The sequence below is a fragment of the Geopseudomonas aromaticivorans genome (genome assembly GCF_019097855.1).
Classification (GTDB): domain Bacteria; phylum Pseudomonadota; class Gammaproteobacteria; order Pseudomonadales; family Pseudomonadaceae; genus Geopseudomonas; species Geopseudomonas aromaticivorans.
This window is the reverse complement of sequence record NZ_JAHRGL010000026.1, coordinates 1-21438: the sequence shown is the minus strand read 5'-3', so window position 1 is coordinate 21438 and position 21438 is coordinate 1. Positions and strand designations below refer to the sequence as shown.

Sequence of the window (21438 nt, the reverse complement as noted above, 5' to 3'; positions counted from 1 at the left end):
GGCTGTCGCCGTCGACATCGCTGTCGTTGCCGAGCAGCTGGGCCGCGGTGTAGGTCACCGCGGTGTCTTCGGTCGCCGCCAGGGTGTCGTTGACCGCCACCGGCGCGTCGTTCACCGGGCTCACGGTCAGCGTCAGGGTGCCGACATCGCTCAGGCTGCCGTCGGTCACGGTGTAGTCCACCGAGTCGGTGCCGTGGAAGTTGGCCGCCGGCGTGTAGGTGTAGCTGCCGTCGGCCGCCAGCACCAGGGTGCCGCCCTTCACGGTGGTGAAGGTGCCGGCCACCACCGACAGGCTGTCGCCGTCCAGGTCGCTGTCGTTGGCATCGAGGTCGATGGCCGAGCTGAACGGGGTGTCTTCCGTGGCCGTGACCGCATCGTCCACGGCGATGGGCGCGTCATTGACCGCCGCCATGTTCACCGTAACGGTCGCCGTGTTGACACCCAGGCGCTCAATGACCGGCTCAGCCCCGGCTTCCATGCCATCGGTCGAGAAGCCGATGATCGGATCCAGTCTCAGCGAAGTCTCGCTCAAGACAACGAAGCTGTGCCCTTCCCCTCCAGCGCCGGCACCGCCCGTGCCGCCAGCGCCGCCTCCTGCCGCAGAGGCCTGGAGTTCGAGGGTTGGGTCGAGGCCGGCGGCCAGGGACTGTTCAATATCGCCCGCCGACCCGGCGCGCTCCATACTGGTGGTTGTCTCCACCGCACCAGCCTGCCAACGGCTGTTTCCACCCAGACGGATCATCTCACCATCGGCCAACTGCAGCACTACCTCGCCTTCGAGCCCGGTGAATACCTGCTCTCCTTGCAGTAGGTGGTCACCCTCAAAGATCTGGCGCCTGAAGCCGTCGGCAGAGATGGCGAAGACCTGACCGACAAGACCTTTGACGACGGCGGTGATGTTGCTCATGAGACAACTCCTGTGGCGCGAGGTGCGCTGAATCCTTTAGAACGGCGGGAGAACCGTATGATCTTGATAAAGATGATATTATTGACGGCGACGTTTTCCTAGCAGACATGTTGCCAGGATTTCGTCATATTCCCGACGCCAAAACAAACCAAGTAGCAGATGTGTTTGCTCAGTGGGAAATATCGTTTCCAACCACCCGAAAACTTTCTGCCTTACGGATATCCCACGGGACACAAGTCCAACCAACGTCTCATAGCCGGCTGCAATTGCAATTAGATAGGACACGGAAAAAACCTGTCCGATATTAGAAAGGAGTCTTGATGAATATGCGTTTCCTTGCAGTCTTGCCCCTAGCTCTCGCAGTTTCTCTTTCGGCCCTCGGCCAGACACTCAACGAGGCCATGCAATCCGCGCTCGAGGTACACCCAGAGATCCAGGCGGGCATCCACGCGCGCCTGTCTGTGGAGGAGCAAATGAAAGCGGCCAAGGGTGGCTACCTGCCGCAGGTCGACCTGCTCGCCGGCTACGGCCGCGAGAACACCGACAGCCCGGGGACCCGTGGCAATACGCATGACACGGAAACCCTGACCCGCGGCGAGTCCTCCCTGCGCCTGCAGCAGATGCTGTTCGACGGCTTTGCCACTAGCGGTGAAGTCGGGCGCCAGCGCGCCACGGTCAATGCCCGCGCCTACGAGCTGCTGGGCAGTTCCGAACAGACGGCGCTGCGGGTTGCCGAGGTCTATCTTGACGTGCTCAGGCGCGAGGCACTGGTGCGCCTTGCCGAAGACAACCTGCGCAGCCATGAGCGCATCTACGATCAGATCAGGCTGCGCAGCGAGCGTGGCGTAGGTCGCATGGCCGACCTCGACCAGGCCGAGGCGCGCCTGGCCCAGGCACGCAACAACCTGCTCACCGAGCAAGTCAATTTGTCCGACGCCCAGGTCAACTACTTCAGCGTGGTCGGCAGGAGTCCCGCGGACCTGAACCAGCCACCCACGCTGTCCGGCCAGCTACCGACAAGCCTGCAGGACGCCCGCGGGGAACTGCTGAGCAACAATCCGCTGCTCAGTTCGGCCCAGTCGGATGTGCAGGCTGCCGAGCACCAGTACGCAGTGGCCAAGTCGACCTTTTATCCGCGTGTCGACGCCGAACTGTCACGCTCGGCGGACAACAACATCGACGGCAGCACAGGCCACCAGAACGAATGGCGGGCCATGCTCAACATGCGCTACAACCTGTTCGCTGGCGGCAGCAACAAGGCCGACCTGCAGTCCAAGGCGTATCAGATCAACCAGAGCATGGACATTCGCAACAACGCCCTTCGCGTGCTTAACGAGGATCTGGGACTGGCCTGGAACGCGCTGGACAACGCACGACAGCAGCTGCCCATCGCCCAGCAGTACGTCGACTACAGCACCCGTGTGCGCACCTCCTACCAGAAGCAGTTCATCCTAGGTGACCGCACCCTGCTCGACCTGCTCGACAGCGAGAACGAGCTGTTCACCGCCAGCCGCCGCCTGGAGGATGTGCGCTACGCAGAGCTGTTTACCCAATACCGGATCAAGGCCATCACCGGTACCCTGCTGAGGAGCCAAGGGGTAGTCGCACCGATCGCGGCCACTCCGCTGGATGAGGTCAAGCCGCAGGTCGAGCTGCCTACGCTGAACTGATCACCGCCCGGAGCTGGCAGCCCCTGGCCGCCCCGTCTGCCTGAGGCTCCTGGCACCTGCGCGTCGCGCCAGCCTGGCGCAGCTGCCATGAGCCCTACTCTCCAGTACGAGTGAAATCCTGTGACCGTCGAGCTACACCAGTCCCCCTCCCGCTGCGACCCACGCGACCGCCATGACGATCCGCTGCTCGACAGCCTGCTGTCGCTGTGCGTCCTGCACCAGAAGCCGGCCAGCCGGACCATGCTCACCAGTGGCCTGCCGCTGCCGGAGCAGCGTCTGACCGCCGAGCTGCTGCCGCGTGCCGCGGCTCGCGGCGGACTGCAGGGGCGCTGGCTGCGCCGTCGACTGGACAGGATCCCGGCCATTGCCCTCCCGGCGCTGCTGCTCCTGCGCGACGGTCGCAGCGCCCTGCTGCTCGGCTGGGACGAGCAGGGCCTGGCGCGGGTCATGCCCAGCGAAAGCGAGGGCGGCGAGGTGCGCGTCAGTGCCGAACTGCTCGCCGAGGACTACAGCGGCCAGGCATTCTTTGCTCAGCCGCAGCACAGGCTCGAACCCAGCCAGGGCGAGCTGATCCCGCGCGCCGCGTCCTGGTTTCGCGACACCCTCAAGCGCTCGCGCTGGCTGTATGTCGATGCCGTGGCCGCCAGCCTGGTGATCAACCTGATCGGCCTGGTCGTCCCGCTGTTCGTGATGAATGTCTACGACCGCGTGGTGCCCAACCAGGCGACCGCTACCCTGTGGGTGCTGGCGTGCGGCGTGAGCGGCGCCTTCCTCTTCGATCTGCTGCTCAAGACCCTGCGCGGCCTGTGCCTGGATCTGGCCGGCAAGAAGACCGACCTGATCATTTCCGCCACGTTATTCGAGCGCATTGCCGGCATGGCCATGAAATTCCGGCCGGCGCGGGTCGGCAGCTTCGCGCAGAGCATTCACGAGTTCCAGAGCCTGCGCGACTTCCTCGCCTCGCTGACCCTGACCAGCCTGATCGACCTGCCCTTCATCCTGCTGATCCTCGCTGCGGTCGCGCTGATCGGCGGCCATCTGGTGTGGATTCCGCTGCTGACCTTTCCGCTGGCGGCGCTGATCAGCTGGACGCTGCAGAAGCCCCTGGCGCAGATCATGCAAAGCAGCATGGCGCTGGCCGCCGAGCGCCAGTCGAGCCTGATCGAAACCCTCGGCGGCCTCGACGCCATCAAGGCCAACAACGCCGAGAGCGAGCGCCAGTATCTGTGGGAGCAGACCATAGGCACCCTCTCCCGCCTAGAGCTGCGCGCGCGCATGCTGTCCAGTCTGGGACTCAACTCAACGGTATTCCTGCAGCAACTGGCCGGGGTCGCCATCATCGTCGCCGGCGTCTACCTGATCATCGCCGGCGATCTCAGCATGGGCGGCCTGATTGCCTGCTACATGCTCGGCAATCGCGCCCTGGCACCGCTGACCCAGCTGTCCAGCCTGGTACTGCGTTATCAGCAGGCCAGGGTGACCCTGGACTCGGTCAACCAGCTGATGAGCCTCCCCCAGGAACGTCACGCAGACGAACGCCCGCTCGTGCGCCAGACCCTGCAGGGCGCCATCGAGTTCCGCCACGTCGACTTCCACTACCCGGAGCAGCAGCAGGCGGCGCTCACGGACATCAACCTGACCATCCGCCCCGGCGAGAAGATCGCCATCGTCGGTCGCAGCGGCTCGGGGAAGAGCTCGCTGGCCAAGCTAATCGTCGGCCTGCATCAGCCCGATGGCGGCAGCCTGCTGCTCGACGGTATCGATGTGCGCCAGCTGGACGTCAGCGACCTGCGCCACAACATCGGCTACGTGCCCCAGGACATCCAGCTGCTTTCCGGCAGCCTGCGCGACAATCTGATGTCCGGCGCACGCTACGTGGAGGACGCCCAGGTATTGCATGCCGCCGAACTGGCGGGCGTGCATGAGTTCGCTCGCCTCCACCCCAAGGGCTACGAGCTGCAGGTCGGCGAACGCGGCCAGCAGCTGTCCGGCGGACAGCGCCAGCATGTCGCCCTGGCCCGAGCGTTGCTGCTCGACCCGCCGATCCTGCTGCTCGACGAGCCGACCAGCGCCATGGACAACACCAGCGAGGAACAGCTCAAACGGCGTCTGCAGCCGGTCATCGCCAGCAAGACCCTGCTGCTGGTGACCCACCGCGCCTCGATGCTCAGCCTGGTCGACCGGCTGATCATCGTGGAGCGTGGACGCATCATCGCCGACGGCCCCAAGGAGGCCGTCATGGAAGCGCTGAAGAAGGGGCAGATCAGTGTCGAATAAGGTATCGGAAGGCGGCCTGCATCAGGCCTTGGGGAGCTACTTCGGCAACCGCGACGAGCTCGGCAGCGCGCCACTCCCCGAAGTGCGCAAGGCGCTGATCGAGGACGCCCCGCGGGTGGTACGCCTGACCATCTGGGCACTGATCGGCTTTGTGCTGTTCTTCCTGACCTGGGCGCATTTCGCCGTAATCGAGGAGGTCACCCGCGGCGAAGGCAAGGCAGTCCCCTCGTCGCGCCTGCAGAAAATCCAGAACCTCGAAGGCGGCATCGTCGCCGAGATCTTCGTGCATGACGGTCAGGTGGTGGAGGCCGGCACCCCACTGCTACGCCTCGACGATACCCGTTTCGCCTCCAATGTCGGTGAAACCGAAGCCGACCGCCTGGCCCTCGAGTTACGCGTGGAGCGCCTCAAGGCCGAGGTCGCCGGCCTGCCACTGAGCTTTCCTGAAGCCCTGCGCAGCCAGGCTGCGGCGCTGGCCGACAGCGAGTTGGCGCTGTTCGACAGCCGACAGAAGCAGCTGCAGGACGAGATCGCCGGCCTCGAGGAGCAACTGACCCAGCGGCGCCAGGAGCTGCGCGAATACGCATCCAAGCAGGGCCAGTTCCGCAATAGCCTGACCCTGCTGCGCCAGGAAATCCGCATGTCCGAGCCGCTGGTCGCGGAGGGAGCAGCCTCCGAAGTGGAGCTGCTGCGCCTGCGGCGTGCCGAGGTCGAAGCACGCGGCCAGCTGGAAGCCACCTCGCTGGCCATCCCCCGCGCCGAGGCCGCCATCGCCGAAGTCGAGCGCAAGATCGGCGAAACCCACGCACGCTTTCGCAGCGAAGCGCTCACCCAGCTCAACGAGATGCAGACCGAGTTGAGCAAGGTCCAGTCCACCGGCAAGGCGCTGGAGGACCGGGTCAAGCGCACCCTGGTCACCTCTCCGGTGCGCGGCATCATCAAGCAGGTGCTGGTCAACACCATTGGCGGCGTCATCCAGCCGGGCAACGATCTGGTAGAGATCGTGCCACTGGACGACACCCTGCTGGTGGAGGCACGCATTCGCCCACAGGATATCGCCTTCTTGCACCCCGGTCAGACGGCCACGGTCAAGTTCACCGCCTACGACTACACCATCTATGGCGGACTCAAGGCCAAGCTGGAGCAGATCGGCGCCGACACGGTCACCGACGAGGACGGCAACAGCTTCTATGTAATCAAGCTGCGCACCGAGAAGAGCCACTTGGGCAGCAGCGAGAATCCGTTGCTGATCATCCCCGGCATGGTCGCCTCGGTCGATATCCTCACCGGAGAGAAGAGCATCCTCAGCTACCTGCTCAAGCCGATCCTACGCGCCCGCGCCGAAGCCCTGCGCGAGCGCTGAGCCTCTGCGCGGGCGAGGGAGCCATAGACTTCAGCTACCAGGCGACGATCTACCCTGCGCCGGCTGCCGCCGCCGTGGGCTTTGGCAAAGCGGCCTGGAGCGTCGGCATCCTGCATGGCAATGTCACCATCCTTGCGGGCGCCTCGCATTCCATTCCGGTCTTTTCCGCTGCACGATATCGGGCCGAATACGCGGACCGTAAGGGAGCCCGTGGACCATACGGAGCTGTACGGCGACAAATGAATCGCATGAGTCTGGGCATCGCCTCTTGCTGACTGGCTTCCAGTTGTGCGACAGCAGCTCGGCGTGAGGACTGGCATTCTGCGTTGATCGAAATGGCACACTAGGGCCGTTTAGCGCTCGAGGCAGTAGTCGAGCGCCTTGGCTAGGCCGTGCCTTCGTGTGCCACCAGACACTGGGTGAGTTCCAAGTGTGCAAGACGTCGGACTGTGCCAAATCCATCGTCTCCTTACAGGCCCAGAGCCACAAGTGCAGTCAATCTCAATTAGTAACCAATTGGCAACCGGACGGTCAATTTTTGAGCAACACCAAAAACAGCAGGCATAAAAAAATCCAAGCACCCGTAAGTGCTTGGATTTTCTAGGGATTTTTGGTCGGGACGGAGTGATTCGAACACTCTACCCCTTGCACCCCGCAAGGGTAACCATAAATCCACCACCGCCTATAAAAGCCCACAAATCCGCCTGAAAGCACCGAAAATACTGGGGCCATCAACTTCGCCCTGTCTACTGACTTCCGCTATCATCTCCCAAAAGCCACGCACAAACGGTCACCATACGGTCACCAGGAAGCGCGAACGGTCACCAACGGAGAACAGCATGGGCGAAATCACCGACCGGCAGATGGGCACCAAGCCTGCCGATAAAGATATCTGGCTAAACGAGTCCGCTCCGAAGGGGCATGGCCGCTTTATTGCCCGGATTACCCCCAGCGGAGATCGACTTTTTTACTTCCGCTACACCGACTCAACTGGGAAGCGAATCCGCCTCCCTTTGGGCTCCTATGACCGTGACGGCACTACCGGATTGACCTTGAAGACCGCCCGCCAGCGCGCGCGCGAACTTGCTGACCTGTACTTGAGCGGCATTACCGATCTGCGCGAACACTTGGCAGCCACAGAAGCAGCCCGTATTGCTGCCCGAGATGCCGAGCTCGCGCGCCTGGCTGCCGAGAAAGCTGCCACCGAAGCGGAGCAGGCCCGCCAAGCTGCCCGCAAGAACGTTGCCGAGCTGTTCGAGCACTGGGCAAAGGTGGATCTAGTGAACCGCAAGGACGGCGGAGCGGAGGTGCGCCGGATGTTCGAAAAGGACGTGCTGCCGACCCTTGGCAAGCTGGCCGTAGCCGACGTGAAAAAAGGCCACATCACCGAAGTAACGGACGCCCTGCTGGCTCGTGGCGTCAACCGCATGGCCAAGCTGATCTTTTCGCTGATGCGGCAGATGTTCCGCTTTGCCGTAGACCGTGACCTGATCGAACACGACCCCAGCGCCAGCATTCGCAAAGCCAAGATCGGCGGCAAAGACGTTGAGCGCGACCGAGTGCTGAGTGACGACGAAATTAGAACCTTGGCCAAGAATGCCCCAGAAGCCGGCCTGCTGGTCACATCCGAGGCGGCGATCTGGATTGCTCTTTCCACCTGCTGCCGGATTGGTGAGCTGCTGGCCGCCCGCTGGGAGCATATCGATCTGGAGCAAGGTATCTGGCTGATCCCTGCCGAAAACAGCAAAAACGGCAAGGCGCACACCATCACGCTGTCATCCTTCGCCGCCCTACAGTTCGAGCGCGTGCAAGAGATCAACGGCAAATCTGTCTGGTGCTACCCCAACACCGACAACAGCAGTCCAGTATGCCCAAAGACCGTGACCAAGCAGCTAGGCGACCGCCAACGCCAGCCCGAGCAGGGCACCATGAGCCGCCGCAGTGCCAAAGCACAAGCCCTACTACTACCCGGCGGCAAGTGGACACCACACGACCTGCGCCGTACTGGAGCCACGATCATGACCGCATTAGGGGTGCTGCCAGAGGTGGCAGAGCGCTGCCTTAACCACACAGAGGAAAACAAGGTGAAACGCACCTACCAGCGGCACAGCTACTCCGCAGAGATGGCTGCAGCCTGGTGTTTGCTGGGTGACCGGTTGAACATGCTGACCCGCCCGGACGCAGATAATGTAGTGACATTTAAGCGAGCGTGATCGCGTACCGGCCAGCCTCGTCCGACAGGACGAAAAGCATACTATTCCCACCCACCCGGCTGGCTGGCTTGCTGGCCGATCTTTTCGTGAGGTGAGAGCGCCAAGGAGGCGCGAGATGATGACCGAGCAAGAGAAAGAGCCAACCCTTCTTCGCTGGGAGCCTGGAATGGAGATCGCATCCGAGAAGGAGTACCAAGAAGCAACCAACCATCTGGCGAAAGAGCTTTTGAGGGATTACACGCCGGAGCAACTGGCGGTAATCGCTGCACAACATGTGATTTATGTAGATGCGCTGAGCAGCGGGAACACTGCTGCCAAAGAAGCTATCCAGATTCAGAAGAAGCTGCTTCAGCGGGAAGCATTGAAAACCGAAATAATGATAAAAAATGTAGCGAAAATCGCAAAAATTGTACTGAACGCCAAAAACAAGCAACGCGCCAAGAAAGGTGGAGACGCCAAGGGCGCGCTCGAAAATAAGCTAAAAACCAAGGTACTCTCGGATTGGGAAAAAATCCGCAAAACGAACAATAACGTTCAAGATTTTGCTAAAAACCGTTGCGAAAAATACTGCAAAGCCCAAACCACCATAGCTAGCTGGGTATATGGCTACGAACACGAGAAAAGGCAAAAAAAACAGCCATAGATTTGTAGTCTGCTAAGCAGACTGGATGCAGCTAGTCTGCACGGTGTATCTAATCCACAGCCAGGTCCATCACGCGCTACCAAGCGCAAAGGAGATTTGGCTGTGCCTACTACCCCACCCCAACGCTTCCCCCGCCCCGAGCGTCGCATATACCGCCTGCAGCAAGTCATGGATGCGACCGGCTTTGGCCGTGCCTGGATTTACGCCCTGATGGCAAAGGGTGAGTTCCCGAAAGCCCGCAAGATTGGCGCCCGCGCGGTTGGCTGGCCCAGCGAGGAAATTGACCGCTGGGTCACTGAGCGCATGGAGGGTCGTCAGTAATGAAAAAAGCGACCCGCTCCGCAGAACAAAACCGGCTGCCGCAAGGCAGGCTCAGCATCGTCACCAACTTCATTGGCCAGCACCCTGAGCTTCTGCAAACAGTGCATATCGTACTGCTAACGATGTTTGTCCTGTTCGTTACCGGAGGTCACTGATGCTTCCGCACATCGAAATCCAGCGCATTGCAGATGCCGCCCTGACTGTTGTCGACAACCTGCTGGCCGACTGGCTGCCGGATGGCAAACGCAAGGGTAACGAGTACTGGCCGACCAATCCCGTCCGCGGTGATCGCAAGCCTGGCTCCTTCAGTATCAACATGACCAACGGCACTTGGCACGACTTCGCCAGTGGCGACAAAGGCGGCGATCTGGTGTCTCTGCTGGCTTATCTGCGCGGCTGCCGCCAGTTGGAGGCAGCTCAGATGATCGCCCAGAAGCTCGGTCTGAGCATCGGCGGTGAGCAGCCCAAGCGTGATCTCCTAGAGGATGAGATTGAGCGCCAGCGCATCGCTCGTCAGCGCATGGAGCGTGAGCGTAAGGCTGTGGCTGCGCAGCAAGCGGGCTGGGAGCGTGTTGCCGCTCGGGCAACTCGTTTGTGGGGGCTGGCCATCCTGCCCGCCCCGGCATTCCCTTACATTGAGCTGAAGCGCATCAAGCCGCATCACCTGCGCCAGTACAACGACAAGCTGGTGGCCCCTATCTGCCGCCGCGGCTCCGTGGTCAACCTGCAGTTCATCGCCGCCGATGGCATGAAGCGCTTCCTGCTTGGTGGTCGGATTAATGGCTGCTATTGCCCGTTCGGGCGTATCGAGCCGGGTAAGCCGCTGTACATCGTCGAGGGTATTGCTACTGCCGCGACGCTCCATGAAGAGACCGGCCACCCCGTTGCTGCTGCCCTGAGCTCCACTAATCTTCTGCCGGCCGGTCAGGAGCTGCAACGCCGCTACCCTGATGCGAAGTTGATCATTGGTGGCGACGATGATCGTGCCAAGGAGGCTGAGGGCAAGCCGAATGCCGGCAAGCAAGCGGCCATCCAGGCCGCAAAGGCGCTCGGCTGCGGTTACGTGCTGCCGGCTTGGCCGGAGGGCGCCCCCCTTCATCTGAGCGACTTCAATGACCTGCGCCTGTTGAAGGAGGTGTAGGCATGAGTACGCTGCTGATGACCGAACTTCAGGTACCTGGGGTGGAGTGGCGTGTGCCTGATCCCCTGGTCACTGAGTCGCCCCCGAAAGCCTATCCGACTGAAAGTCTTCCACCAGTCATGCGTGATGCGGTGTACGCCATGGTAGAGCATGTCATGGCGCCCGCGGTACTGGCTGGTCAGTGTGCCATCGCTGCTGTTGCCTATCTGGCGCAGACAAGAGTCAACGCTCCGCATCTGCACAACCAGGAGGGCATGCCTTGCACTCTGTTCCAGTTGGCCTTGGCAGACTCCGGCGACCGTAAGAGCGAATGCTACCGACTGGCCTTCAAGACCATCGAGGAGGCAGAGCGCGCGACGCGGGATGGGTACGCCGCGACCGTAAGCGAGATCCGCCGGATGCAGGCAGGGCTGAGCGGCAAGGCGCTGCAAGCCTTCAAGGAGGAGATGCAGTTACCGAGTGATCCGCGGAGCCTGTACACCGACGTCACCTTCGAGCGCATTGCTGGCGACTTCATCAATGGCATGCCCTCTGCCATGTGGGCGACGGATGAAGGTGGCCGCATTCTCGGTGGGCACAGTATGAAGTCCGACACCATTGCCGCCACCCTCGGCGGCCTGGTCAAGCTGTTCGACTGCGGTAAGGCCGAGCGCGACCGGGTCGGTGAATTCGGCAACGGTGTCGCCTACGACCGCCGTTTCAGCATGCATATGCTTGCCCAGGAAATCACCGTGCGCCAGGCATTGAATGATCCCCTGCTGCAAGGGCAAGGCTTCCTGCCGCGCTTTCTGATGGCTGCCGCACCGTCACTGGCTGGTACGCGCCTGTTGACCCCCGAGAAACTGAAGATCAGCGCCTATAAGACCCCAGCACTGCAACGCTACTGGGCGCGCTGCAAAGAGATCGCACGCATGCAGGCTCATGTCGGTCCGGATAACACGGTGAAACCGCCCGTCATGGTGTTGAGCCCTGAGGCTGAGCTGGTCTGGTTGGAGTTCTACAACCGTATCGAGGCGGATCAGGGGAGTCTTGGTGAGTACGGAGGTCCGCTGAAGCCCTTCGCCAGCCGCAGTGGCGAGCTGAGCCGTCGACTGGCTGCCGTGTTTGCACTGTTCGAGGGTGAGGACGAAATCAGTCGGAAGACCATGATCGCCGCCTGCGAAGTTGTCGAGCATTCGCTCGGCGAATGGGCGCGCTATCTCGGCGCCAGCGCGACCGAATCGAACGGTAAGCATGATGCTCTGGAGCTGCTAGGTTGGCTGAAGGAGTACCCTGATGTGCGTACCGTGACGGACATTCTCAAGGGTGGTCCTCGCAAGTATCGCTCGGCCAGCAAAGCACGCAACACATTGGCGACGCTGACCGCCGCCGGATGGGTGGTTTTTCCCACCAGCAACAAGAAGAACTTCGAGGTCAATCCGCACGAACTGCTCGCAGAGACGGCGAATCCGGCGAATCCGGAGAAAACCCAAGTGACTGCTCGTGCCCAGCGCGGCGAAAGCGAGGCGAATCTTGGCGAACTTGCCAATGCTGCCGCTCACGCTGAGAGGGATGTTGAGAAGATTCGCCTCGATTCGCCGGCTATTCGCCACGATGAGTTTGAGTATGGCGGGCAATTTTCGCCGGATTCGCCAAATTCGCCGTTGTTGGTACCCGCCGAGCCTGCTACCACTGGCCAGTGGAGTATGGAGATATGAGCGCCCCTGATCTGATCCGCCGTCTAACCGAGGTCGGTGTTGTTCTCTCCATTGTTCAGGATGGCCATCTGCAGCTGAGCGCTGATCGCCAGCCCCCCGAGGAACTGCTGACCGAACTGGTCCGCTGTAAGCCTGAGGTCATCGCCGCTCTGAAAGCAGTCAACGAGCCGATGCCCCCGAGCACTTGGCTGATCAGCGTCGCCCGCTTGCTCGACACGCAGCCCGCAGCACTGCTGGAAGGCAAATTTCTGCAGCAATGCGACCTGATCGAACTGGCTCGGGCCGATGCGGAGCTGGTCGCAGAGACGGTCCGAAACAGCCCGGCCTGGATCGAAAGGCCGCCGCTTCCTGAGCCGGCCGTTGGTCAGTTTGAAGAGGCTGGCGCTGACCGGCAGCACACCTTCGTTACAGCCGCGACGGCGTCGCCATACTGGATTGCTGCCCGTGACGAGTACATCAGCCACCTGATGATCTGCCACGATTGCTATGCCCCTCGGAAGCACTACTGCTCGCTCGGAAACGATCTGCGTCAGAGCTACGACCACACACCGATGGAGGTTAACGAGTGAGCGGCAAACTCAAGGTCGTTCTTAGGTCTCGCCCATAGCTCTGACTGACCTCAATCAATCTCACTGTGAGCGACGGTCCAGATACGCTTCAACGGCAACTCAGCCTTGATCTCGTCGCTCAGTGCGTCGTAGTGGGTAAACAGCTGCTCCAGCAGCTCTTGCGGCCCCCACAGTCGCAGCCGGTAGAAGCTGGAGGCTAGCTCCTTCTGCACGTTGCTCTTGAAGCCTCCCCAGGACACGAACAGCCCTTGGTTGGCATTGAATTTGGTCATAGCCCCCAGCAGCTTGTCCACGGTCGGACGGTCTATCAGTTCGCTGCCAGACTTCACCTCGACACAGATGCGTTGCTCCCCAAACCCCATGGGACCAGAGCCCGCCAGGATATCGGCGCCGCCGTCGGCGCCCTCAGGGCTGACGTAGGTGCTGTAGCCTTGCGCCTTAAGTATGGCGTCGACCAATCTGGTCAGAGCATGCCCCTTGAATCTGGCCTCGATCAGCCGTGTGATTTGGTCATTACCCAGCACCTCAAGATTGGTCTCGACACTCTCGGTTCCCGCTGTATCAGTCGCATCCGTCATCACCTTGCCTGGCTGCACCAACGTGGAGGTAGACTCAGCCTTCCAACCATTTGCTGCCATAGCTTTCAGACGGGCCTCCGCGTCGTTGCGCTGGATGCGGCAGATAGTCAGAAAGGCCCCGAAGCTGTAGAGCAAATCCTGAGAAAAACGGGCACGAGGAATACCCTCTCCGATCCACTTCACGCTGCGCCAATGAAAGTACGGATTCGGCCCCTCCGCAGCAAACTGGTAGTTACCCACCAACTCGCCGATGTAAATCACCGGCTGGGTTTTCAACGGCAATACCACCCAATCACCAACCTGCATCACATGAGCGAAGGGCCAAACCTGACTGACCCAGTTCATGATTGCCTTGGGTTTCTGCTCGGGATAGCGCTCCATCATCGCTGCGACCAGGTCGCTACGTTCCTTGAGAGAAGCCAGATCTAGGTCGAGATCGTCCCAGGTTACGTAAACCCGGCTCTCTTGGAGAAACTTCTGCTCATATTCGCCGTGAGATCCGGCCCGGACTAACCAAATAGCCATCTGATACCCCCTAATCCCCGTACCACAGGCCATGCACACTTCAAACACTGCATCAGCCTGACCCTCAATAGATTCCATGACCCGCTGTGGTGTTTTTCAAGGCCGCCCTACCTGCTCAAGCGCAACTGCCCCCCAACGTTGGCGATCAGCTTCCAGCTCATCAACCAGTAGCTGCATTCCCGCAGCAACCAGCGACTCATCCAGATCCTTGCGCATTTTTTCCAATCGAGGATCACAGCCAGACATATGGGGCCACAGCACATCGTCGGGATGCCAAGACTGTCCAATATTGATGCGCCAAAGATTGGGCAGCAGATCTTCCCCCTCATCGAGCTTGTGAAGACATTTCCGAGACATGACCCAGCCCCTCACAATCAGCCCGTGACAGTGTGCTAGAGCGAGTATCTGCAGCAGATGGAGCAGGCAGGGATAGTGGTCGAAATTGGCACCTTCGGTCAGGTAGTAATACCGACTCACGCTCTGATCGTTTAGCTCGGCGAAACGCTCCTCCAGCACTATGACAAAAGGCCCCTGACTGTCTTCACCCAGAGGTCGGTCATCAAGTTTGAAGATGTGGAGAGTAAAGCGCAGCTCATGCGAATCGGGGTCGTGACGCTGCGAGAGCCACTTATGCAGCTCTTCCGGGCGCTTGTAGCGATCGATTCGCTGATGTGGCCGCAATGAGGTTCCATCCAGCCACTCTTGCTCCAGCTGCAGGGTTTCTCGTACCCAATAAATCAGCTCAGGGGTCAGATGCTTCTTGAGAGCGTCGGGATAGGCCAGATCGCACAGGCTCAAAAGTGGCGGTGCCGGTAACAGCCGGCCAATCTGGGTCGGTGCAATCTCATGGGATTTGAACGCGGAAAGCACACGATCAGCCTGGCGGCGAAAAGGGTCATGCTGCAGCCTGTACATGTCCCATATCTTGCGCGCCAGATCGAGCAGGCCGCTCAGTTCCCTGGTGACAACCATCCCTATTCTCCCCTAATTGCCAACACAGATGATAAGCGGCCGGCTAGTGTCTGATCACGACGCCTCTCACTCTCGCTCCATCTACTTCGCTGTGTATTACTCCCCATCGCGCCGCCCAGTCATCTGAGTCCATGAGCCCAGCATCGTCTGTCATAAGATCGGTAGCCAACGAAGCACCCTCGGAAACGGCTGCAACAGATAAAAATTCAGCAGCAGGCCTACCCAAGCGCAACGCCACTGGTACGCAAAGTGGCGGTACGCAAGCTGGTACGCACGCTTTTGCGTACTTTTTTCTGCGTACCGCTACAAGGTGCGAAGCCTTCGAGTGGGCTGTACCTCACCGCGCCGTCACAACCCCATCGACTGAATCATCTCGCTTTCGGAAACCGGCTCCGGCGTCACCACCGCATCCTTGAGCATCAGCTTCCCGCGCAGCAACCGGTCCAGGTGCAGGTCGAAGGAATCGAACTGGGGATGCAGTACCCCTGGCAGGTGGATATGCACCGGCTTGGTCTGGCCGATCCGGTAGACGCGATCCGAGGCCTGGGCTTCCTTGGCCGGGTTCCAGTGGCGCTCCAGATGAACCACATGGTTGGCACCGACCACGGTCAGGCCCACACCGGCAGCCACGGGTGACATGATCAGCAGATTGAAGCCTGGTTGGGCCTCGAACGCGGTGATCAGCCTTTTCCGGGTCACCTCATCCGACTTCTTGGCTACTGCAGCAGTCTCGCCGTTGATGATGGCGATGTTCAGGCCGTAGATCTGATCCAGCCAGAGCTTGAGCAGGCGCTGCAGGCGCTTGGTCACCATGAACAGGATGACCTTCTCATTCTTCTGCTGGACCTCGTCCAGTAACTGCAACAGCACGGACAGCTTGCCCGACTCCTGCATCACCTGGCGCGCCTCCTTGGCGCTGCTGGTCATCAATTTGGCTTCCTCGCGAAGTCGCGGGTGTAGGGAAACCTCGCGCAAACTGGACAAGGCCGCCAATGCCCTGCCCCGCATGTCCTCGCTGGCCCGCTGGCTGCGGTAACCATCGAGCACTGCGTCATAGGCCTGCAATTGCAGGCCATTCATGCAGACCGCCAGGTTGGGCGCATAGACCTGCTGCCCCGCCTGGACCTTGCTGACGCCACTGTGAATGGTCTTCGACGGCAGTCCCTTGAGCTGATCTTCCTTGATGCGCCTGAGCATGAAGCTGCCAACGGCGCTGCGCAGCTCGGAGCCGATGCTGATCCGCACAGCATCCCTCTCCTCTTCCCCTGCATTGAGGATCGGCTTGACCCAGCGATCCCGGAACTGCGGCCAGTCGCCGAGCAGTCCCGGCTGGACGGTATCCATCAGGCACCAGAAGTCACCCAGACTGTTCTCGACCGGCGTGCCGGTAGCAAGCAGTTTGAAATCGGCCTTCAAGCCTTTGGCTGCACGAGTCTGCAGAGCATTCGGGTTTTTGATGTTCTGCGCCTCGTCGAAGATGACCATGCCCCAGTCGATCCGACACAGAGAGAACTGGTAATCGCGCAAGGTCTGGTATGTCGTCAGCACCAAGCGACGATCCATATCCAGACGCTTCACCCCAGCCTCCGGGCCGATATGCAGCGCATAGCGGATCGCTTGCTCATCCAGTCCACCATCGTCGTCAACCAGAGAGGCCAACTGCAGCGACTCCCGCTCGGAGCCCTTGATCCGGAACGGGTTGAGATCCCGCCCGGACTGCAGCACCACGATGTCGCGGAAGGGAATGCTCTTGAAGGTCTGCGCCACCTCGTCTTCCCAATTTTCCAGCAGGCTCAGGGGCGCGACGACCAGCACGGGCTTTTGCGAGCCTCCATCATTGTGCTGTTGGGCCAGGTACTCGGCAGCGGTGACCAGCGACATATAGGTCTTGCCCAAGCCCATGTCATCCGCCAGCAAGCCACCCTGCAGGCGGTAGAGATCTTCCCGATCCTCCCTGATCGCTGAGCCCAGCAGACCCAGCATCCAGTTGACTCCTTCGCGCTGGTGAGCAAAGGGCTGGCGGGCATAAGCAGTCCATTCCGGCTCGCGCAGCGGTCTCGTCGCAGCAGCCTTATCCAGCAACTGGGTATCGATCTGATCGGCCTCGCGGATCAGTACCGTCACCTGCTCCTTGGCCTTCTCGTCTTCTGAGGTGTCTGGACTGATTTTCGCTGGCGGCGCCCCTGACGACTCAGCAAACTTGCCGCGCAGTGACTCGACCTGCCGCTCGACAGCCTCGGGACTGGAGATGTCGATGACTTCACCAGCGAAGGAAAGCCGCTCCGCCCCCTGCTCTCTGGCCGCAGCCAGGGCGCTCTCGAACTGCTCCAGCTCCTCCGGTGACTGCACCAGTTTGGGGATGATCTCGACGGGTGCCGCGCGAGAGTCCAGCGCAAACCAGTCCTGCTTCTTGCCATCCAGCTCACCAAAGTCCATGTGCTGGAGCTTGCCGATACCCATTACCCGAACAGAAAACCCGAGCTCCAGATTGACCAGGGCCGCATCGAGAAACGCGCTTGGCGCCGTAATGAAATCGGCCACTTTATCGGCAGGAATGCGCTTGTTACCGAGCACCTCCTTGATCGCGGCCATCTTCTGCGCTTCGAGCAATACAACCCGATTGTCGATGCGCAGCACGCCGCCATCCGCATTCATGTCCAGCTGTGACCAGCGTTTTTCCAGCTGATCCGGCGTGGAACCATCCCCCAGGCTGGGACACAGCATCAGGCTACCGTCAGGCAAGCGCGTAGCGGTCACGCCGATGTTCTCCGGCACCACGACATCCAGCCGCTCGAAGTGGCTCAGGTCGATACGCATGCCGCTGCGCTCAGCCGTCTGCAGCTCGGCCATTAGGCGCAGGTTGGCCGCTTCGCTGCGGGCCTCCGGCGCCAGCTTCTGGTGACGCTCCCACGCCTCGAGCCCCATCAGCTCGGCCGGCGTCAGCCGATAAACCTCGGTAGATGAGAGCTGCAGCAATGGCCCCTTGCGCGTGAAAGGCGCCTCGCCATTCTTGAGCTGCACGCTCAGATCCACCCGGAAACCACTCTGCCCGGTACGGCCCTGGATCCGCGTGGCGAACGAGCCGGGAAATCTTTCCGGTAGCCGGAGCACTTCGGCTTGCTCGTCATCAAGTCCGGCCAGATCAGCGGCCAGGATATGAAAGCCATTGGGCATGATCTCGGCCAGCCCCTGTTCTTCCAGCATGCGCAAGGCGATCAGCTGGATTTTCTGCAGGGTATTGCCACCGCCCCCTAGCAGGGCATCGAAGGTCGGCTTCTCTAGATAGAAGTTCAGCCCCTCCGAATCGGCCTGAAATTGGAAACCACTCTGCTGGGAAAGCGACTCCTCACGCCCGCCAAGCAAGCCCTTGATCATCTCTAGAAAGGCCATTCAGCACCCACCCGGTCAGGGAAAAAGTTGATTCAGCATTGCGTCCACCTCAGGCGTGACAGTCCAGCCAAAGGCTGCATCCTGCTTGCACAGATTCTTCAGTGGCCCGTGCAACAGCTGATTGACTTCGCGTGTATCAATATCGAGGACGTTGGCGGCGTAACGCGCCTTGTCTCCGGGGTTGCTGGCGAAGTAGCGCAGCACCTTGAGCGTTGGCAAGGAAAGACGGGCGATCTCCCTCTTCAGGCTGACATCGGACTCGCTGCGCCCAGCGCCTCCCGGAGCCGGCGATGGCCTGCTGTGCGCTCCCGGAGGAGAACGGACGTGGCTTGAGCTGCCCGACTCAGCGATGACTCGATTCTGCTCGCGGATCGAGCGGGCAACCGAAGGCACTGCCGATGCTGTCGATACGGGCGTGCCACTCTGCGGAATATCCCGTGTTGCAGTCTGTACCGGCTGAGCCCGCTGCCTCGGCGTATGGGCACCCCAAGCTGGCTCAAGCTCTTGCTGCACCATCCGCTCCGGCCGCGTACTCGCCGATGGCATCGGAGCTGCTGGCGGAACTTTCACCTTTCTGGCACTGACTACCGGCATCCCGAACCTAGCGAGATAGTTCCTGTAGTCCTGCCTGCCAAGCAGCTGCTCGATATCTAGACCGATGTCATTGTCGGCCAGGAACTGGAAGACCTTGTTTTGCCATGTCAACGGTGGATTGTGCGTATAGGCCCCAACTGGCAGCCCTGGATAGAGCTTCTTGTATTGCTCTGGGACCGCGGTAATGAGGTCAGCATGGTTAAAGGTGCTTATCTCGTACGAGGACAACATGGCACCGGGCGGCGCTAGGTAAACCCAGATCCTGAAGCTATGCGAGCCCTCAACAATATGGAAATCACCACAATCGAGGTAAATGACTGCCTTGTCCGCCATGTTTCCATCCATGCGGGCAAAACTGGTTTTCACCTCGCTGCCGAGAATTTTTCTGACGGTCAACTGAGCCTTGGTTCCCAGCAGCAGGCGGGTATTGCGGATCAACTTGAGCTTGAACAAGCCCTCAAGAAACTGCTTGCGGGCCGGGAACATCCGCTGCAGATCGTCGTTGCGCGTTTCGATGCCGTACTGCTCCACCGCCTGCAGGAAAAGACGCAAGTCCTCCTTGGACAGCCAGCCGCGCACCTTGCTGATGCGCGCCTCACCGAGCGGCTTCCACCACTCCCGGTAATTGGATGCTGAGCTTGCTATCCGCGGATCGCCGGCCAGATTGAGAATGAAGCTCTGCCAGCTTTCGCCAGGATCGTCTGCCGCTCGGTCGATCATGATCTCCAGCGCAACATGGCCGATGCGTTTGCCGTCTTCGTAAGGCGCCTTGCTCACCGAGGGCTTGAGCAGCTCATCCAGGACCGGATCCCACTCACCCGGCCGCAAGCCGCGCAGGGTGTCCAGATAGAAATACGCCCGGCAGATATCGCCATAGCGCCCAACGTCGAAACCTTCCAGCCCGTAATCCGAGAAAGCGTCACCCAGTTCGCGACCCTGCTCGCGCACACGACGGACGAGCTCCATGGGACCATGCAGATCCAGCAGCCAGCGCCCCTCGCGCTTGAGCACGGACAGGACATCCTTGGCGAACAAGGGTTGCTTCGGCTCCGGCATGCAGTCCAACTGATCATGCAGATGCTGCTGCAGACGCTCGAGCATCCCCTCCGACTGCTTGTCGCGTTCGTCGAGACGGTCGAAATAGCGGAAATACAGCTGGATCAACTGGATCAGCGTCAGACGGGTCAGTCGTGGCTGCTGGACGTCCATCAGGAGATCCAACATGCGCACGCTGAGTAGCCGTGAGCCAAGGCGCTCGTCGTTCAGCCACAGCGAGGTCAAGGCCCGCGCGCCCATGCGGCGCCGCAACAGGGCGGGCAAGCCCTCGAAACGACCAGTGGTCGCCATGTCTCGCCATCTCGACAGCGTATGCTCGAAGGCGTCGCTGTCCCCCGCCTTGGCCTTCATCCTTTTGGCCTTCTCCGTCAGCGCAAACCAGCCCTCGATGACCGGTGCCGGCCACGAGGCTGGCCGGTTATCAATCGGGGGCAACCTCATTTGGTGGCGCCTCCCAGCAACTCACGCACACCCTCGTAATCGGCGCTGGCCGGGCGTCGGATGGTGAAGCGAATATCAATGCGCCGGTTCTCCCGGAAATCATTCTCGGAGACCTGCTTGGCATTGACCGGGCGGGTTTCCCCATAACCGCTCACCGAGAACAACGGATCGCCATCCTGGTTGCTCATCCGGTTAAGCCGCTGCTCCTCCGGCAGCGCACTGCTCCAGAACTGCCAGAGCGAAATCGCCCGGAAGGTGGAAAGCCCCCAGTTACCCTTGCCCATAAAGCCTGGATACGGGCGATTGTCGGTATGACCTTCGATAAAGATGGTGTCGAGGTAGTTGACACGGTCATCCCGGCTGACCACCTGATTGATCACCTCGCCAATTTCCAACGCGGTCTGCTGGTAGCGCGGCAGGAGCTCGAAGGCGCCAGTATCGAAGCCGAGCAACTCGTTGGGGATGCGCAGCACGGTATGGTTCTCGCTGACCTCTACCTTGATGCCGCGCTGCTGCAGCTTCTTGACGGCCTCGTCGAGAATGGTTCGACGCACCTCCTCGGCCTTCTGCAACTGGGAAACCTTCGCGTCGAACTGCGCGCTCTTCTCCATCAACTGCAGAATCAGGACCACCGAAGCAAGGATAAAGAGCACCAGAAGCGCCGACATGATGTCCACGAAGGACTTCCAGTACGGATCCTCATCCTCCATCGGGGCGTCATGGGATTTACGCCAGCGCATCAACGGGCCTCCAGTTCATCGACCACATTGCTGATCGCCTGCACGGCCGCATGCATCTGGTTCGCGAAGCTCATGGTCTCTTTGTTCCACTGGTCCATGCGCTCATGCACCTGATCTCGCACCTCGCTGGAGTAGGTACGCAGCCACTGTTCGGCTTGCTGTTCGACGCCTTGCACTTGGCTACGCAGCGCTTCGCCCAGAGCGGTGAACTCGCTGCGGATTCCACGCCATCCGGCCACCCAGTCCACGCTTATCCGGCCGGGCATTCCACGCACATCCGGCCACCTGTTCCACGGCCATCCGGCCGGGCAGTCGGAGCGCAGCGACGCTAGGGTGGCATT

Annotated in this window: 16 protein-coding genes and 1 pseudogene; 10 read left to right on the top strand and 7 right to left on the bottom strand. The window is 60.8% G+C overall.

Annotation, left to right across the window (positions count from 1 at the left end):
• Positions 1-907, bottom strand: a 907-nt coding sequence (locus tag KRX52_RS11210) for a retention module-containing protein (protein WP_217681815.1), incomplete at its 3' end; no start/stop codon positions are given.
• 320 nt (positions 908-1227) lie between these two features.
• Here KRX52_RS11210 and KRX52_RS11205 point away from each other — a divergent pair.
• The 10 genes from KRX52_RS11205 (at position 1228) to KRX52_RS11160 (ending at position 12801) form a co-directional block, all read left to right on the top strand.
• A complete protein-coding gene (locus KRX52_RS11205) occupies positions 1228-2577 on the top strand; it encodes a TolC family outer membrane protein (protein ID WP_217681814.1) in 1350 nt (449 codons plus the stop codon).
• A 120-nt stretch (positions 2578-2697) separates the two neighbouring features.
• Entirely contained in the window at positions 2698-4854 is a 2157-nt protein-coding gene (locus tag KRX52_RS11200; RefSeq protein ID WP_217681813.1) for a type I secretion system permease/ATPase, read from the top strand.
• Positions 4855-4870: 16 nt separating this feature from the next.
• Entirely contained in the window at positions 4871-6217 is a 1347-nt protein-coding gene (locus KRX52_RS11195; RefSeq protein WP_217681818.1) for an HlyD family type I secretion periplasmic adaptor subunit, read from the top strand.
• An 839-nt stretch (positions 6218-7056) separates the two neighbouring features.
• Complete coding sequence (locus KRX52_RS11190; RefSeq protein ID WP_217681812.1) at positions 7057-8430, top strand: tyrosine-type recombinase/integrase; 1374 nt, start codon at positions 7057-7059, stop codon at positions 8428-8430.
• A 115-nt stretch (positions 8431-8545) separates the two neighbouring features.
• On the top strand, positions 8546-9073 hold the full coding sequence (locus tag KRX52_RS11185; protein WP_217681811.1) for a hypothetical protein: 528 nt from the start codon (positions 8546-8548) through the stop codon (positions 9071-9073).
• A gap of 102 nt (positions 9074-9175) precedes the next feature.
• Entirely contained in the window at positions 9176-9394 is a 219-nt protein-coding gene (locus KRX52_RS11180) for a helix-turn-helix transcriptional regulator (protein WP_367890534.1), read from the top strand.
• Positions 9394-9549 (top strand): hypothetical protein, encoded by a 156-nt coding sequence (locus KRX52_RS11175; protein ID WP_217681809.1) that lies wholly within the window; start codon positions 9394-9396, stop codon positions 9547-9549. The genes KRX52_RS11180 and KRX52_RS11175 overlap by 1 nt, the downstream gene beginning before the upstream one ends.
• On the top strand, positions 9549-10535 hold the full coding sequence (locus tag KRX52_RS11170) for a toprim domain-containing protein (protein ID WP_254797530.1): 987 nt from the start codon (positions 9549-9551) through the stop codon (positions 10533-10535). The genes KRX52_RS11175 and KRX52_RS11170 overlap by 1 nt, the downstream gene beginning before the upstream one ends.
• A gap of 2 nt (positions 10536-10537) precedes the next feature.
• Positions 10538-12232, top strand: a complete 1695-nt coding sequence (locus KRX52_RS11165) for a DUF3987 domain-containing protein (protein ID WP_217681808.1) — start codon at positions 10538-10540, stop codon at positions 12230-12232.
• Positions 12229-12801 (top strand): hypothetical protein, encoded by a 573-nt coding sequence (locus KRX52_RS11160; RefSeq protein WP_217681807.1) that lies wholly within the window; start codon positions 12229-12231, stop codon positions 12799-12801. Before KRX52_RS11165 ends, KRX52_RS11160 begins: the two co-directional genes overlap by 4 nt.
• Before the next feature lie 50 nt (positions 12802-12851).
• Here KRX52_RS11160 and KRX52_RS11155 read toward each other — a convergent pair whose 3' ends face one another.
• The 6 genes and pseudogenes from KRX52_RS11155 to KRX52_RS11130 all read right to left on the bottom strand — a co-directional run.
• The gene (locus tag KRX52_RS11155; RefSeq protein WP_254797528.1) at positions 12852-13982 is read right to left on the bottom strand and encodes a restriction endonuclease; all 1131 of its coding nucleotides are present in this window, start codon (positions 13980-13982) and stop codon (positions 12852-12854) included.
• Positions 13983-14000: 18 nt separating this feature from the next.
• The gene (locus KRX52_RS11150; protein WP_217681806.1) at positions 14001-14876 is read right to left on the bottom strand and encodes a hypothetical protein; all 876 of its coding nucleotides are present in this window, start codon (positions 14874-14876) and stop codon (positions 14001-14003) included.
• Positions 14877-15224: 348 nt separating this feature from the next.
• Positions 15225-18266, bottom strand: coding sequence for a DEAD/DEAH box helicase (locus KRX52_RS11145; protein ID WP_217681805.1), 3042 nt, complete (start codon positions 18264-18266; stop codon positions 15225-15227).
• A 15-nt stretch (positions 18267-18281) separates the two neighbouring features.
• Positions 18282-20357 (bottom strand): EH signature domain-containing protein, encoded by a 2076-nt coding sequence (locus KRX52_RS11140; protein ID WP_217681804.1) that lies wholly within the window; start codon positions 20355-20357, stop codon positions 18282-18284.
• Entirely contained in the window at positions 20354-21097 is a 744-nt protein-coding gene (locus KRX52_RS11135; RefSeq protein WP_217681803.1) for an OmpA/MotB family protein, read from the bottom strand. The genes KRX52_RS11140 and KRX52_RS11135 overlap by 4 nt, the downstream gene beginning before the upstream one ends.
• Positions 21097-21438, bottom strand: a pseudogene (locus KRX52_RS11130) (hypothetical protein); the annotation flags it as partial. The pseudogene KRX52_RS11130 and the gene KRX52_RS11135, both read right to left, overlap by 1 nt.

What these genes read in the sequence shown, in the direction of transcription:
- KRX52_RS11205 (WP_217681814.1), top strand. Translation starts at nt 1,228, where the DNA reads ATGAATATGCGTTTCCTTGCAGTCTTGCCCCTAGCTCTCGCAGTTTCT.
- KRX52_RS11190 (WP_217681812.1), top strand. Translation starts at nt 7,057, where the DNA reads ATGGGCGAAATCACCGACCGGCAGATGGGCACCAAGCCTGCCGATAAA.
- KRX52_RS11185 (WP_217681811.1), top strand. Translation starts at nt 8,546, where the DNA reads ATGATGACCGAGCAAGAGAAAGAGCCAACCCTTCTTCGCTGGGAGCCT.
- KRX52_RS11175 (WP_217681809.1), top strand. Translation starts at nt 9,394, where the DNA reads ATGAAAAAAGCGACCCGCTCCGCAGAACAAAACCGGCTGCCGCAAGGC.
- KRX52_RS11170 (WP_254797530.1), top strand. Translation starts at nt 9,549, where the DNA reads ATGCTTCCGCACATCGAAATCCAGCGCATTGCAGATGCCGCCCTGACT.
- KRX52_RS11165 (WP_217681808.1), top strand. Translation starts at nt 10,538, where the DNA reads ATGAGTACGCTGCTGATGACCGAACTTCAGGTACCTGGGGTGGAGTGG.
- KRX52_RS11160 (WP_217681807.1), top strand. Translation starts at nt 12,229, where the DNA reads ATGAGCGCCCCTGATCTGATCCGCCGTCTAACCGAGGTCGGTGTTGTT.
- KRX52_RS11155 (WP_254797528.1), bottom strand. Translation starts at nt 13,982, where the DNA reads ATGGAATCTATTGAGGGTCAGGCTGATGCAGTGTTTGAAGTGTGCATG.
- KRX52_RS11150 (WP_217681806.1), bottom strand. Translation starts at nt 14,876, where the DNA reads ATGGTTGTCACCAGGGAACTGAGCGGCCTGCTCGATCTGGCGCGCAAG.
- KRX52_RS11145 (WP_217681805.1), bottom strand. Translation starts at nt 18,266, where the DNA reads ATGGCCTTTCTAGAGATGATCAAGGGCTTGCTTGGCGGGCGTGAGGAG.
- KRX52_RS11140 (WP_217681804.1), bottom strand. Translation starts at nt 20,357, where the DNA reads ATGAGGTTGCCCCCGATTGATAACCGGCCAGCCTCGTGGCCGGCACCG.
- KRX52_RS11135 (WP_217681803.1), bottom strand. Translation starts at nt 21,097, where the DNA reads ATGCGCTGGCGTAAATCCCATGACGCCCCGATGGAGGATGAGGATCCG.